This is a genomic window from Massilia sp. YIM B02443 (genome assembly GCF_030411955.1).
Classification (GTDB): domain Bacteria; phylum Pseudomonadota; class Gammaproteobacteria; order Burkholderiales; family Burkholderiaceae_D; genus Telluria.
In genome coordinates this window covers 120561-134283 of record NZ_JASNRA010000006.1, presented here as the reverse complement: position 1 = coordinate 134283, position 13723 = coordinate 120561, and the positions used below count along the sequence as shown (strand labels likewise).

16 protein-coding genes are annotated in these 13723 nt (G+C 67.2%); 11 read left to right on the top strand and 5 right to left on the bottom strand.

Translation table 11 applies throughout. The annotated features are described in order from the left end of the window. The first annotated feature begins 123 nt into the window (after positions 1-123). From QPK27_RS08680 to QPK27_RS08670, 3 genes are all read left to right on the top strand, one after another. Complete coding sequence (locus tag QPK27_RS08680) at positions 124-474, top strand: DUF6152 family protein (RefSeq protein WP_290417820.1); 351 nt, start codon at positions 124-126, stop codon at positions 472-474. Positions 475-527: 53 nt separating this feature from the next. Continuing rightward, complete coding sequence (locus tag QPK27_RS08675; protein ID WP_290417819.1) at positions 528-950, top strand: DUF6644 family protein; 423 nt, start codon at positions 528-530, stop codon at positions 948-950. An 82-nt stretch (positions 951-1032) separates the two neighbouring features. After that, complete coding sequence (locus QPK27_RS08670; protein WP_290417818.1) at positions 1033-1806, top strand: glutaminyl-peptide cyclotransferase; 774 nt, start codon at positions 1033-1035, stop codon at positions 1804-1806. Positions 1807-1820: 14 nt separating this feature from the next. On the opposite strand, the gene QPK27_RS08665 is transcribed toward QPK27_RS08670, so the two are convergent. The 3 genes from QPK27_RS08665 to QPK27_RS08655 are packed head-to-tail and all read right to left on the bottom strand — an operon-like array spanning position 1821 to position 4652. After that, complete coding sequence (locus QPK27_RS08665; RefSeq protein WP_290417817.1) at positions 1821-2843, bottom strand: NAD(P)-dependent alcohol dehydrogenase; 1023 nt, start codon at positions 2841-2843, stop codon at positions 1821-1823. Between the two features lie 43 nt (positions 2844-2886). Next, a complete protein-coding gene (locus tag QPK27_RS08660) occupies positions 2887-3351 on the bottom strand; it encodes a DUF2269 domain-containing protein (protein WP_290417920.1) in 465 nt (154 codons plus the stop codon). Continuing rightward, positions 3351-4652 carry an SDR family oxidoreductase gene (locus tag QPK27_RS08655; RefSeq protein ID WP_290417816.1) on the bottom strand — a complete coding sequence of 434 codons (1302 nt, stop codon included), beginning with the start codon at positions 4650-4652 and terminating at the stop codon, positions 3351-3353. The genes QPK27_RS08660 and QPK27_RS08655 overlap by 1 nt, the downstream gene beginning before the upstream one ends. 35 nt (positions 4653-4687) lie before the next feature. Here QPK27_RS08655 and QPK27_RS08650 point away from each other — a divergent pair, with 35 nt between their 5' ends. Beyond that, a complete protein-coding gene (locus QPK27_RS08650) occupies positions 4688-5161 on the top strand; it encodes a hypothetical protein (protein WP_290417815.1) in 474 nt (157 codons plus the stop codon). A 250-nt stretch (positions 5162-5411) separates the two neighbouring features. On the opposite strand, the gene QPK27_RS08645 is transcribed toward QPK27_RS08650, so the two are convergent. Continuing rightward, a complete protein-coding gene (locus QPK27_RS08645) occupies positions 5412-6353 on the bottom strand; it encodes a DUF808 domain-containing protein (RefSeq protein WP_290417814.1) in 942 nt (313 codons plus the stop codon). A 210-nt stretch (positions 6354-6563) separates the two neighbouring features. Between QPK27_RS08645 and QPK27_RS08640 the strand changes: the two genes are divergently transcribed. The 7 genes from QPK27_RS08640 (at position 6564) to lipA (ending at position 12212) form a co-directional block, all read left to right on the top strand. After that, the gene (locus QPK27_RS08640) at positions 6564-6797 is read left to right on the top strand and encodes a BrnA antitoxin family protein (RefSeq protein ID WP_290417813.1); all 234 of its coding nucleotides are present in this window, start codon (positions 6564-6566) and stop codon (positions 6795-6797) included. Between the two features lie 89 nt (positions 6798-6886). Continuing rightward, on the top strand, positions 6887-7174 hold the full coding sequence (locus tag QPK27_RS08635; protein WP_290417812.1) for an HU family DNA-binding protein: 288 nt from the start codon (positions 6887-6889) through the stop codon (positions 7172-7174). A gap of 126 nt (positions 7175-7300) precedes the next feature. After that, a complete protein-coding gene (locus QPK27_RS08630) occupies positions 7301-7936 on the top strand; it encodes a LysE family transporter (RefSeq protein WP_290417811.1) in 636 nt (211 codons plus the stop codon). A 156-nt stretch (positions 7937-8092) separates the two neighbouring features. Continuing rightward, the gene (locus tag QPK27_RS08625) at positions 8093-10051 is read left to right on the top strand and encodes a DUF6600 domain-containing protein (RefSeq protein WP_290417810.1); all 1959 of its coding nucleotides are present in this window, start codon (positions 8093-8095) and stop codon (positions 10049-10051) included. A gap of 62 nt (positions 10052-10113) precedes the next feature. Beyond that, positions 10114-10380 carry a DUF493 family protein gene (locus tag QPK27_RS08620; RefSeq protein ID WP_290417809.1) on the top strand — a complete coding sequence of 89 codons (267 nt, stop codon included), beginning with the start codon at positions 10114-10116 and terminating at the stop codon, positions 10378-10380. A gap of 105 nt (positions 10381-10485) precedes the next feature. Beyond that, the gene (lipB, locus tag QPK27_RS08615) at positions 10486-11196 is read left to right on the top strand and encodes a lipoyl(octanoyl) transferase LipB (RefSeq protein WP_290417808.1); all 711 of its coding nucleotides are present in this window, start codon (positions 10486-10488) and stop codon (positions 11194-11196) included. 23 nt (positions 11197-11219) lie between these two features. After that, positions 11220-12212 carry a lipoyl synthase gene (gene lipA / locus QPK27_RS08610; protein WP_290417807.1) on the top strand — a complete coding sequence of 331 codons (993 nt, stop codon included), beginning with the start codon at positions 11220-11222 and terminating at the stop codon, positions 12210-12212. Positions 12213-12723: 511 nt separating this feature from the next. On the opposite strand, the gene ftrA is transcribed toward lipA, so the two are convergent. After that, entirely contained in the window at positions 12724-13701 is a 978-nt protein-coding gene (gene ftrA, locus QPK27_RS08605; RefSeq protein ID WP_290417806.1) for a transcriptional regulator FtrA, read from the bottom strand. Between the last annotated feature and the right edge of the window lie 22 nt (positions 13702-13723).

Here is a 13723-nt window from a genome sequence, read left to right as displayed (position 1 = left end):
CGTGCTTCCTGTGCGAAGAGGCGGCCCGGCGCAGTCGTGCGACGGGCCGGCGTGCGGCGCGCTAAGCTGAGTATCTCACTCGTCCGTCGCATCCGTCACCGATTTCTTCACCTGGAGCGAATCATGAAGCGCATGCTGTCCCTTTCCATCCTGGCCGCCGCCCTGATGGCGACGGGCGCCCTGGCCCACCACGGCTGGAGCGAATACGACGCCTCCAAACCGCTGCAGCTGTCCGGCACCATCGAAGAGTCCGGCTACCAGCAGCCGCACGGCTACGTGCGCCTGAAAACGGCGGACAAGACCTGGCTGGTGGTGCTGGCCCCGCCCGGACGCATGGAAAACCGCGGCCTGACCAAGGCCATGCTGGCGCCCGGCGGCAAGGCCAGCGTCTATGGCTACCCCAACCGCACCAAGCCCGATGAGCTGCGCGCCGAGCGCATCACCGTCGGCGACAAGGTCACGGAGCTGCGCTGAGCTTCCTGAACGAAGTCGCCGCCTGGGTCGCGTCGACCGCGCCCGCGCAGGCGATGCGCGACGATCCGTGGCTGTACCCGATGGTCGAGATCGCCCACATCGTGGGCTTCAGCGTGCTCGTGGGTGCGGTGGCGATGTTCGACCTGCGCCTGCTCGGCCTGGGGCGCGCCCTGCCGGTGCAGGCGCTGGCGCGCCACCTGCTGCCGTGGTCATGGATCGCCCTGCTCCTGATCGTGCCCAGCGGCTTGCTGATGTTCTCGACCCAGCCCGAGCTGCTGGACAACCGCGTCTTCCTGTTCAAGCTGGCCTTGATCGCCACTGCCGGATTGAACGCCCTTGTCTTCCATGCCGGTCCCTGGCGCCGCGCGGCGCATTGGGGTGACGCGCCGCCTGTCGCCGCCCGGCTGCACGCGGGCGCCTCGCTGTTGCTGTGGATCGGCGTGATCGCCTGCGGGCGGCTGCTGGCCTATGTCTGAGCGGTGAGCGGCGCGGCATGGGTGGCGAACGCGGCGCCGGCCTTCATGCTACAGTTGCCTGCCACCGTTCCCGACTCCACCCATGCTGAAACAGTTCTCCACCTTCGCCGCCGCGCTGGTCGTCGCCGGCAGCGCCCAGGCCGCGCTTCCCGTGTACGGCTTCATCGTCAAGAACACCTATCCGCACGACGCGCAAGCGTTTACCCAGGGCCTGTTCTACCGCGACGGCCACCTGTACGAGAGCACTGGCCAATATGGCCGCTCGACGATCCGCAAGGTAGAGCTCAAGACCGGCAAGGTGCTGCAGAAGGCCGATCTGCCGGCCGACGTGTTCGGCGAAGGTTCGACCCCGGTCGGCAACAACCTGGTGGGCCTGACCTGGACTTCGCAGGTGGGCTACGTGTTCGATCTCAAGACTTTCAAGCTCAAGCAGACCTTCAAGTACGAAGGCGAAGGCTGGGGACTGGCGGGCGACGCCGGCAAGCTGTACATGAGCGACGGCAGCTCCTTCATCCGCATCCTGGATGCGAAGACGATGAAGGAACTGCGCCGGGTGCAGGTGACGGCCGAGGGCCGCCCGGTCGACCGCTTGAACGAACTGGAAATGGTCGACGGCGAGCTGTATTCGAACATCTGGGGCAGCGAACTGATCGCCCGCATCGACCCTGACACCGGCAAGGTGCTGGGAGTGATCGACCTGACCGGACTGCTGCCGCCGGATCAGCGCGGCACCAGGGAAGTCGATGCCGTCCTGAACGGCATCGCCTGGGACAGCAAGGGCAAGCGCCTGTTCGTCACCGGCAAGCTGTGGCCCAAGCTGTTCGAGATCGAACTGGTGCCGAAACTGCGGCGCTAGTCGAGACTGCGCAGTTACCGTGCGGTCACGTCGATCACGACCTTGCCGAAGTGGGCGCCGGACGCCATGTGGCGGTACGCTTCCTGCGCCTGACCGAACGGGAACACGCGGTCGACCGTCGGCTTGACCCCGGCCACGTCGGCGAAGCGCATCACGTCCTCCAGCATGCTGCGGCTGCCGACATAGATGCCGACCATGCGCTTGGCACTCGACAGCAGCGTGGCCGGATTGACCTCGCCGCCGAAGCCGCTGACGCCGCCGATGATGGCCACGGTGCCGCCCATCGCCGCCGACGCCACCGAGCGGTTTACGGTGCCCTTGCCGCCCACTTCCAGCACCACGCTGGCGCCCAGGTTGCCGGTCAGGTGCAGTACTTCATCCTGCCATTCGGGAATGTTCGCGTAGTTGATGGTGTGGTGGGCGCCCAGTTCGCGCGCCCGCGCCAGCTTGTCGTCGCTGGACGACGTGACGATGGTGCGCAGCCCGGCCGCGCGCGCCAGCTGCAGGCCCAGGATCGAGACCCCGCCGGTACCGAGCAGCAGCACGGTGTCGCCCGGCTTCACGTTGTTGCTCGACACGAAGATCGCATTCCATGCCGTCACCGCCGCGCACGGCATGGTGGCCGCTTCGATAAACGACAGCGACGGCGGCACGATCACCAGCGCGTCTTCGTGCAGGACGACTTCTTCGGCCAGCATGCCGTCGATGTCGCCGCCCAGGCCGTGCCGCACCTTGTCGGGCGTGGGTGCGCCGTCGATCCAGTGCGGGAAGAACGAGCCGGCCACGCGGTCGCCGACCTGCACCCGGCTCACGCCCGGCCCCACCGCCAGCACTTCGCCGGCGCCGTCCGAGCACGGGATGATCGGATCGTCCACCGTCACCAGATAATTGCCGCTGGCGACCATCAGGTCGCGGTAGTTGAGCGAGACGGCGTGCACGCGGATGCGCACTTCGCCCAGGCCGAGCGCGCGCTCGGGATACTCGATGCATTGCAAACCGTCGATGTTTGCGCCGGGAAGGATTTGATAGGCACGCATGCGGTGTTCCTTTCAACAGAATGTGGATGGATGCCGGGTGGCCCTACATCGGCTTGGCCACCATCAGCCAGAAGATCGCGATGAAGGCGGCGAATGCCGGCACTCCGAGCGCGACCCAGATCTTGAAATACCGCCAGTACTGCGCTGGTAACGGCGTGTCGGCACGCACCGCCTGCGCCGCCAGGTCGCGCATGCGGATCTGCAGCCACACCACCGGCAGCCAGCAGGCGCCGGCCAGGATGTAGAGCGCGATCGACCACATGATCCAGGGGCTGTGCAGCGGATAGCCGGCCAGGTGGATCATGTAAAAGCCGGTGGCCGGCTGCAACACGGCGGTGGTGGCGGTGAACAGCCAGTCGGCGGTCACCACGTTCTTGGTCACCACGGCGACCGCGCGCACGTCGCGGCTGAGTGTGGCGAACAGCATGTACCAGGCCGAGCCGATGCCGGTGCCGAACAGCAGCGTCGACGACACGATGTGCAGCCACTTCACCACGACGTAGTCCATCATTTTTCCTCGAGTTGATACAGCAGCCAGATCGCCGCCAGCATCGGCAGGTTCTTGGTCAGCGGCCCGTACGGATGCAGCAGGAATTCAGGCAGCTTGAACGCTATCACGATGGTGTAAAACCCGATCAGGCCCAATTGTGCGAGCCACAGCCAGCGCCGCCGCGCCAGCAACAGGATGGCCAGGCCGAACAGCAGGTCGAGCGTGGCCGCGCCGTACAGCATCAGCGGCTGCAGGTCGGGCGGGATGCCGCTGCGGCCCAGCAATTCGTAGCTGTCCTCGACCGGATACAGGCCGAACGACACGAGCGCGGTCAGCAGCCACACCAGCGCGATGCTGCTGCGCAGGACCGGCAGCAACCAGCCGAGCTTGGCGCTGGCGCGTTCGCTCGCCGGGTCCTGGATGAAGTGGTCGACCGCGCGCGGCAGGTGGCCGATCAGCTGCGCAGTGAGGCCAGCGTCGGCCGTGTTGTCGCGCTCGAGCATGCGCAGGGCGTCGCGGTTCAGGAGCGAGCCGGGCAGCAGGCCGCCGACGCCGGCCGCCAGCCGCGCCAGCGGTCCCGGCAGCGGCAGCACGCGCTGGCGCGGCAAGCCCATGGCGCCGCGCAGCGCTCCCAGGTAGTCGGTAAAGGAAATTGCCTGCGGGCCGACCAGCGGCACGCGCAGGCTGGTGCCGTTGATGTTGCCGATGTTCGGCTGCATCGGCAAGCGGTGCCGCAGCAGGCCGACGATTGCCGCCACCAGGTCATCGATGTGGATCGGCTGCACCATCTGCCGCGCGCTGCCGAAGCGCACGCTGAAGGGCATGCTGGCCAGGGTGCGGAAGGCGCGCGCGCTGGCGCCGTCGCGGCCGTATACCAGCGACGGCTGCACGATGTAGGAACGCAGCGGCAGCGAGGCCAGGTAGTCGTCGGCGGCGCGCTTGGACAGGTGGTAGGCGGTTTGCGCCTCGCGGTCGGCGCCCAGCGCGGACAGTTGGATCACCATCTGCACGTCGTGCGATTCGGCGCAGGCGGCGAACAGCGCGCGCGGCGCGTCGGTGTGCAGGCGCGCGAAATCCTGGCGTCCGTTTTGTTTGAAGATGCCGACCGCGTTGATGACGGCGTCGATGTGATTAAGGCGCGCCAGCCACGTGGATTTGTCGGTATCGTTGGCGAAGTCAGCATGGATGTAGCTCAGACGGGGATCGCTGCTGGCGGCGGGTTTTCTTGCCGCGCACACGACGTGGTGGCCTTCGGCCAGCAATGCCTGCAACAGGTGTTGTCCAATGAAACCGCTTGCGCCTGTCAGCAAGATCCGCATCCATGCTTCCTTCACAACATGTAAAAGGGGATTGTATGGAAAATTCGGCATTACAGCGCGCACTTATCTCCGGCGCCGCCTCGAGCATCGTCTCGACCGCGGCCATGGCGCTGACCGGCAAGAAGGAAACAGGCAGCGCCTTCGGGCCGACCAATGCCGTGAGCCACTACGTACACGGTGGCAAGGCAAAGCGGCGCCAGGGGTTTTCGTTGCGCTACACGATCCCGGGCTACCTGATCCACCACGCCAGCGCGACGTTCTGGGGTTTCATCTTCGAGAACACGCTGGGCAAGGTGCTGGACAAGAAGAGTCCGGTGACCACGCTGGTGGCGGCCACGGCGACCTCGGCCATGGCGGCGTTTACCGACTACCAGCTGACGCCCAAGCGGCTGCAGCCGGGGTATGAACGCAAGCTGTCGAAGAAGTCGCTGACGGTGGTGTATGGCGGCGTGGCGCTCGGGCTGGCGCTGGGCGCGCTGCTGGCGCGCAAGGATCAGCCGCCGAAGTGAGGATTGGCGGCTATTCGTGTCAGCCCGCGGTTTGGTGTCAGCAGTTTGGTATGCAGTTCAGCGCGCAGCCGGCACTGATCGCATTGAGCCAATAGCGTAAAAACGTCGTCCCCGCGAAGGCGGGGACCCAAGTTTGCCAGCGTATCGCTTACTTCAATCGAAGTGGCAACGCGAAGGACTTGGGTCCTCGCCTTCGCGGGGACGACGTTCGAGAACTAACGAGAGAAAGGGAATCTACGGTCTGCCGACTTCAGTGCGCAGCGCTCTTCTTCCCCCGCATCTTCTGCACCAGCATCACCACCACCAGCACCGCCGCTCCCACCAGCACGCCGACCAGCGCATCGACGATCGTCGGCGCGATCGCCGCCAGCACCCCGCCCACGCCAGGCACGCCGGCCACCGAGGCCGCCACGCCTTCCGAGAAGTGATGCACCGCCGGGATCGCGTGCGCGATGATGCCGCCGCCGACCATGAACATGGCCGCGGTGCCGACCACCGCCAGGATCTTCATCAGGCGCGGCGCCGCCGCCAGCAGGCCGCGGCCGATGCCGCGCGCCAGCGCGTTGGCCTTCTGGCTCAGGTACAGGCCGGCGTCGTCCATCTTGACGATGCCGCCCACCAGGCCGTACACGCCGACCGTCATCAGGATCGCCACCGCCACCAGCGTCGCCGCCTGCTCGATGAACGGCTCGCCGTTCATGGTGCCGAGCGAGATCACGATGATTTCGGCCGACAGGATGAAGTCGGTGCGCACCGCGCCCTTGATCTTTTCCTGCTCCAGCGCGCACACGTCGACCGCCGGATTGGCCACCACCGCCCGGTGCTCGGCCTTGTGCGCGGCGTCTTCCGCGGGGCTGTGCAGGTATTTATGCGCCAGCTTCTCGAAGCCCTCGTAGCACAGGAAGGCGCCGCCGATCATCAACAGCGGCTGGATCAGCCACGGTACGAAGGCCGAGATCGCCAGCGCGGCCGGCACCAGGATCGCCTTGTTCTTCATCGAGCCCTTGGCCACCGCCCATACCACCGGCAGCTCGCGGTCGGCTTTCACGCCCGACACCTGCTGCGCATTGAGCGCCAAGTCGTCGCCCAGCACCCCCGCCGTTTTCTTGGCGGCGACCTTGCTCATCGCCGCGACGTCGTCGAGGATGGTCGCGATATCGTCCAGCAAGGTAAATAAACTAGCTCCAGCCATGAATTACTCCGTAATAACAATTTCGCATCATCTTAACTTAGGCCAAGGTCCCCAGCCACACGGTTCAGCGCCGCTTTCTGCGTTTCATCCCCGCAAATCTGCAGCTTGTCGCTTTTGCCGGGCCGCCCCCAGTCGGCATACGTATAGTCCAGCCTAGAAGGTTGCGGTACTGCAGCCTCGTCCCAGCGAAGTCGTCCTGAAGGAGAAGCCATGAACATCGAACCGACCCCTGTCGCCGCCGTTGTCCCCGCACTGGTCGCCGCCCCGGCGCGCCGCACCCGCGCGCCCAAGCGCAAGACCCGCATCACGATCTACCTCGACGACGAAGTGCTGGACGAATTCCGCTCGCTGTCCGAGCGCTGCGGCACCGGCTACCAGACCCTGATCAACGCCGCCCTGCGCAAGCGCCTGGGCACGCCGTTTCCGGAAACCGGCGTCGTATAAGGCTTCCTTTCATATTTCCCTCCCGTAGCGAGATTACACCCAGCAATATTTATGCTAATCTTCCCGCTCTTTTAACCCCGGAGGGATTTATGAAAAAAGGCGAACTGATCGCAGAATTCGCGAAGCGCACCGAGATGTCCGGCGCTGCCGCTGGCGACGCCGTGAACACCATCATCGAGATCATCACCGAGCGCCTGAAAAAAGGCGACACGGTGGGCATCACCGGCTTCGGCACCTTCTCGATCACCAAGCGCGCCGCACGCAAGGGCCGCAACCCGGCAACCGGCGAAGTGATCAAGATCGCTGCGTCGAAGTCGCCACGTTTCTCGGCTGGCGCGACCCTGAAGGCCGCGGTCAATCCGACCAAGAAGAAGTAAGCACCAGGCTGGCCCGGCCAGCCCTGTACTTCCGGCCGCGCGCCGCGCCCTCCGGGTCGCGCGCCGGCCGATCCCCCGCCCCGCCGTCCGCGCATTTTCCACCTGATTCCCCCCTGATTTCCCGCCATGAGCTTCGCCACCTGGATTGCCTTCGTCATTGCCGGTTCGCTGATCGCCGTCTCTCCCGGTTCCGGCGCGGTGCTGTCGATGTCGCATGGCCTGGCCTACGGCCTCAAGAAAGCCAGCGCCACCGTGCTCGGCCTGCAGCTGGGCCTGATCCTGGTGCTGGTCATCGCCGGCGCCGGCGTCGGCTCGCTGCTGCTGGCTTCGAGCACCGCGTTCACCGTGGTGAAAGTCATCGGCGCGTTGTACCTGATCTACCTCGGCGTCATGCAGTGGCGCGCGGCGCCGGTGGGGCCACAGGCTTCCACCGCCGGCCTGGAAGCGCATCCCTCGTTCGGCAAGCGCGTGCTGACCGGCTTCCTGACCAACACCACCAATCCCAAGGGCATCATCTTCATGGTGGCGGTGCTGCCGCAGTTCATCTCCAAGGACGCGGCGCTGCTGCCGCAGCTGGCGATCCTGGGCGTGACCATGGTCGCGATCGACTCGACCGTGATGCACGGCTATGCCGCGCTGGCGGCTTCGATGCAGCGCTACCTGCGCGACCCGCGCGCCATGCGCCTGCAGAACCGCTTCTTCGGCGCAGTGCTGATCGTGATCGGTTCGATGCTATTCTTCGTCAAGCGCCAGGCCGCTTGAAGCGGCGATGGACGGACGCCTGTGTTTCCGTCTGCCGCCAGTTGAAACTTTCTGTAACCCGCGTTGTCCGCTGGACAGCACGCGCGTTGTAATGGCAACGACCCCCCTTCCGCGTCCATCTCGGTCGCGCCCGGTCGTCCTACTGCGGAGCCCGCCATGACCCACCGTTTCGCCAAGACCGCCACCGTGTTCGCGCTGGCGGCGCTTTCCACGTTCGCGCAATCGCAATCGACGCTCTCGACCGAGGATATCGACGGGATGGCGCTGCAGACCGGCGACGCCGTCGACTCCACGGTCGACTCCACGGTCGAAGCCGGGGCCGAAGCACCGGGCCGGGTCGGGCGCATCTCGCTGGTCGAGGGCAAGGTCACGATCGGCGGCGACGTCGGCGACGCCAGCAGCGAGGCCCTGCTCAACTGGCCGGTCACCAGCCGCAACCTGATCACCACCGCGCCCGGCGCGCGCACCGAATTGCAGATCGGCTCGGCCACGATCCGGCTCGACGGCGACAGCGCGCTCGACATCACCGAACTGGACGACGACAGCCTGCATGTGCGCCTGCACTACGGCAGCGCCAGCGTGCGCGTGGCCAATGCCGAGGTGGCGTCCGAATTCGAGCTGCGTACGGTGCAGGCGCGGGTCACGCTGCAGGGCCCGGGCCGCCTGCGGGTGGATGCCGAGCGCGTGCCCGACACCAGCCTGGTCAGCGTGTTCGACGGCGCGGCCGTGGTCGACGGCGCCGGCGCCAGCCTCACGGTGCGCGCCGGTCGCAGCGCCGAGGTACGCGACGAGGACGTGCGCACCCTGCAGGCGCAGCGCGACGCTTTCGACGACTGGTCGCTGGGCCGCGACCGCCTGGCCGACAGTTCGCGCTCGGCGCGCTACGTCACCACCGAGATGACCGGCTACGAAGACCTGGACCGCCACGGCAGCTGGAGCGTGGACGCCGAATACGGCAACCTGTGGACCCCGGCCGTGGTGGCCGACTGGGCGCCCTACCGCGACGGCCGCTGGACCTGGATCGCGCCCTGGGGCTGGACCTGGGTCGACAACGCGCCGTGGGGCTACGCGCCGTTCCACTACGGCCGCTGGGTGCAGGTCAACCGGCGCTGGGCCTGGGCGCCCGGGCACCACGTGCGGCGTCCGGTATGGGCGCCGGCGCTGGTGGGCTGGGTCGGCGGCAGCAACTGGAACGTGGGCTTCCACGGCCATGGCGCGCAGCGTCCGCTGCCGGCCACCGGCTGGTATCCGCTCGGCCCGCGCGACCGCTTCGTGCCCGGCTACCGCCTGTCGCGCGAACGCCTGCAGCGCCTGAATGCCTGGCGCAGCGACGGCAAGGGTTGGGGCCGTGGCAGGGACCGCGACGGCGACGGCCGCCCGGACTTCCGCCGCGCCGGCCTGACCGTGGTGCCGAACCAGCACTTCGGCGGCCGCGCGCCGATCGTGGTGCCGAACCTGCCGCGCGCCAATGGCGCCGCGCTCACCGCCCCGTACACGCCGGGTGTCGCGCCGCCGCCGCCGCAGGGCTGGCGCGACCGTTCCTCACGCAACCGGGTCGAGATCCTGCGCCCGGGCGTCGACAACCCCGGCGCGGTGCGCGACCGCGAACGCTTCGACCCTGACCGTTTCAACCGCGAACGCGCCCAGCGCGACCGCTTCAACGACGAGCGCAACGAACGCTTCGAGCGCGGCCAGCGGTTCGAACAGGGCCTGCGCGAGCGCCAGCCGGTGCTGTCGACCGACAACCCGGCATCGTCGTTCCAGCCGGGGCGCATCAGCGGCGTGCAACCGGGCTGGCAGCGGCCGGAACGCGACAGCCAGCGCGATGGCCAGCGCGAGCGCTGGCGCGACCGCGGTGGCGACCGTGGCGAGCGGCCTGACCGCGGCGAGCGCAACGATTACCGTCAACGCCCGCAGCAAATGGCCACGATGCCGGCGCCGGCAATGCAGTCTTCCCCGCCGAGCCGCCCGCCATCGATGCCGTCGGCGTCTCCGGTGCGCCAGTTCACGCCGGCGCCGCCGGCCGCCGCGCCGTCGCCGCGCGGCCCGGATCGCGCGGATTCGCCACGCGCGATGCGCGGCGGGCGCAGCGACATCCAGGATCACTCCCGGTAAGCGGCGCCGGCTTTGGCTACAATGCGCATTTACATCCGCAGCATTTACACAGGATCTCAGCCATGGACCCGAAAGAATCCCTCATCGAATACCCGAGCGACTTCCCGATCAAGGTGATGGGCGCGACCCACATCGACTTCGCTCCCACCATCATCGCGCTGGTGACCCAGCTCGACCCGACTTTCCATGAAGGCAAGCTGGAAACCCGTCCTTCGGCCAAGGGCAACTACACCGGCCTGACCGTCACCATCCGCGCCACCAGCCGCGAGATGCTGGACGAGGTGTACCGCACGCTGTCGACCCACCCGATGGTCAAGATGGTGCTGTAAATCGTGCTGTAACGCCGCCCCGCCGCCCTGCGTGTCGGGGCTGGCTACCTGGCTTATAATGACGGGGCTGTCCACTCCATGGGCGCCGCGCCCCGCCCTTCATTCATGTCCCTGAACCGCCCCGCCACGCCGCTCATCCGCGAACTCGGCCGCGCCGACTACGAACCCACCTTCGCCGCCATGCGCGCCTTTACCGACGCGCGCACGCCCGAGACGCGCGACGAACTGTGGATCGTCGAACACCCGCCGGTGTTCACGCTCGGCCTGGGCGCCGACGTCGGCCACGTGCTGGCGCCGCACGACGTGCCGGTGGTCCAGACCGACCGCGGCGGCGAGGTCACTTACCACGGTCCCGGCCAGGTGGTGATCTACCTGCTGATGGACCTGCGCCGCAACAAGCCGGGCGGCAAGCTGTATGCGCGCCAGTTTGTGGAAAAAATCGAACAGGCGGTCATCGACGTGCTACGGGCGTATAATCTCGCGGGTGAGCGGATCGCCGGCGCGCCCGGCATCTATATCGCTGACGGTGCGCGCAAGGGCGCGAAAATCGCCGCGCTCGGCCTCAAGGTGCGCGGCAACGGCTGCACCTACCATGGCGTGTCGCTGAACGTGGCCATGGACCTGGCCCCGTTCACCTGGATCAATCCGTGCGGCTACTCGGGACTGGCGACGGTCGACATGCGCACGATGGGCGTCGAAGCGCCATTGGCGGACGTGCAACAGGCATTGGCCCGCGCACTGGTCGAGCAGCTGGGCCAGCAACAGCTGGATCAAGCGCTTGCCGCCGCCCTGCAGGAACCGAACAACTCCAACTGAAAGCCCGTCAGGGCACGAGCCAAATGACTTCCGAAATCGATACCGGCATCGCCTCCGCAGCTGCATACAACGCCTCCGACAAGCAGAAGGGCGCCAGCAAGACCTCGCGCATCCCGATCAAGATCGTGCCGATCGCGGACGCCGAACGCCTCAAGAAGCCGGACTGGATCCGCGTCAAGGCCGCCACCGCCTCGTCGCGCTTCTACGAGATCAAGGACATCCTGCGCGCCAACAACCTGGTCACCGTGTGCGAGGAAGCCAGCTGCCCGAACATCGGCGAATGCTTCGGCAAGGGCACCGCAACCTTCATGATCATGGGCGACAAGTGCACCCGCCGCTGCCCGTTCTGCGACGTCGGCCACGGCCGTCCGGATCCACTGGACGTGAACGAGCCGGGCAACCTGGCCAAGACCATCGCCGACCTGCGCCTGTCCTACGTCGTGATCACCTCGGTCGACCGCGACGACCTGCGCGACGGCGGCGCCGGCCACTTCGTCGAGTGCATCACCAAGACCCGCGCGTTGAGCCCGAACACCAAGATCGAAGTGCTGGTGCCGGACTTCCGCGGCCGCCTGGAAAAAGCCCTGAACATTTTCGCCGACGGCTTGCCGGACGTGATGAACCACAACCTGGAAACCGTGCCGCGCCTGTACAAGGAAGCGCGCCCGGGCGCCGACTACCAGCACTCGCTGACCCTGCTGCGCGACTTCAAGCTGAAGTACCCGAGCGCAGTCACCAAGTCGGGCCTGATGGTCGGCCTGGGCGAGACCGACGAAGAGATCCTGGAAGTGATGCGCGACATGCGCGCGCACGACATCGACATGCTGACCATCGGCCAGTACCTGGCGCCGACCAATTCGCACCTGCCGGTGCGCCGCTACGTGCACCCGGACGTCTTCAAGATGTTCGAAGAGAAGGCCTACGAGATGGGCTTCGTGCACGCCGCCGTGGGCGCGATGGTGCGCTCGTCGTACCACGCCGACCAGCAGGCGCACAACGCTGGTGTCGCCGCCTGATTATCGCCGTCTGATTGTCGACTCGCTGTTGATTGCCGGCCTTTGAGCATGGCCATGACAGGCGCCTTCGGGCGCCTGTTTGCATTTTGTGCCACGCTCCGGTCGCTTCCGCGCACACTTTTGTCGGCTATTTCTGCGCCAGCTTTGCGCTGCGCCATGAAGTGCGCGCTTTCATCCTCCTAAGCTCGAACGGTAGCTTGTCCAGAATCCTGCCGCAAGGGGCATGTTGACGGGGCACGTCAACCAACGAGGAGGAGACCATGCACGCGACGATTTGGCAACATCGGAGGCAACATCCAGCCGCCACGCTGTGGAAGCGGCGTGGCTGCACGCTGGCGGTGCTGGGTTCACTGGCGGGGTGCGGCGGCGGCGATGCTTCCTCGCTGATCGGCGCCGCGCTGGTTACTTCCAGCGCGACGCAGGCGGTGCCGCCGGCCGATCCTTCTGGCCAGGCGGCACCTGCGGCGGATGCGTCGGCGAATGCGCCGGCGGGCGCGCCGGCGGCTGTTGCTCACACTGTCGTTGCAGCCGATTGCGTCGTGGCCCCGCCCAATCGCCGATAGCGCGCCGGTGGCGGCAAGCCGTGGCTGCGGAAATGGCGTCGCAGCGATTCGCTTGAACCGAGTCCGGCCAGGTCGGCCACGGCATCGATGGGGAGTGACGGGCGCGTCTCCAGGATGCGCGCCGCCAGCATCACGCGCTCGCGCACCAGCCACGCCGTCGGCGTCAATCCGGTGCCGTCCCTGAAGCGGCGCTGAAAGGTGCGCGTGCCCAGGCCGGCGCGCGCCGCCATCGATTCCACGCTGTGCCGGGCGCGCAGGTTTTCGCGCACCCAGTCCATCAGACGCGCGATCGCATTGTGCTCGAACGAGGGCAGGGGACGCACCACCAGCTGTGCCTGATCGCCGTCGCGGTGGGCCGGTATCACCAGCCGCTGCGCCACGCGGCTGGCCACATCGAGGCCGAAGTCGCTACGCACCAGATGCAGCAGCATGTCCAGGCCGGCCGCCGAGCCGGCCGAGGTGATGGCGTTGCCGTCTTGCGCATACAGCACCCCTTGCTGCACGCGGACCGCCGGGAACATCGCAGCCAGCCGCTCGAGGTAGCGCCAGTGCGTGGTCGCCCTCCTGCCATCGAGCAGGCCGGCATGCGCGAGCACGAAGGCGCCCGAGCAGATCGCGCCGATGCGCGCGCCGCGGGCCCAAGCCCGGCGCAGGGCGTCGAGCAAGGCCGGTGGCGGCGCTTGCTCGACATCGCGCCAGCCGGGGATGATCACCGTGTCGGCCGCGTCAAGCGCTTCCAGTCCGTGTTGCGCCTGCACCGACAGCCCGCCCATCGCGCGCAGCGGACCCGGCTCGACGGCGCACACCGCATGCGAATACCAGGTCACGCCGAGTTCCGGCCGCTCGAGCGCGAGCAGCTCGACCGCGCAGCCGAATTCGAAGGTGCACAGGCCGTCATAGGCCAGGATGGCGACGTGATGGGGCATGGCGCGATGTTACCAGTTTCTG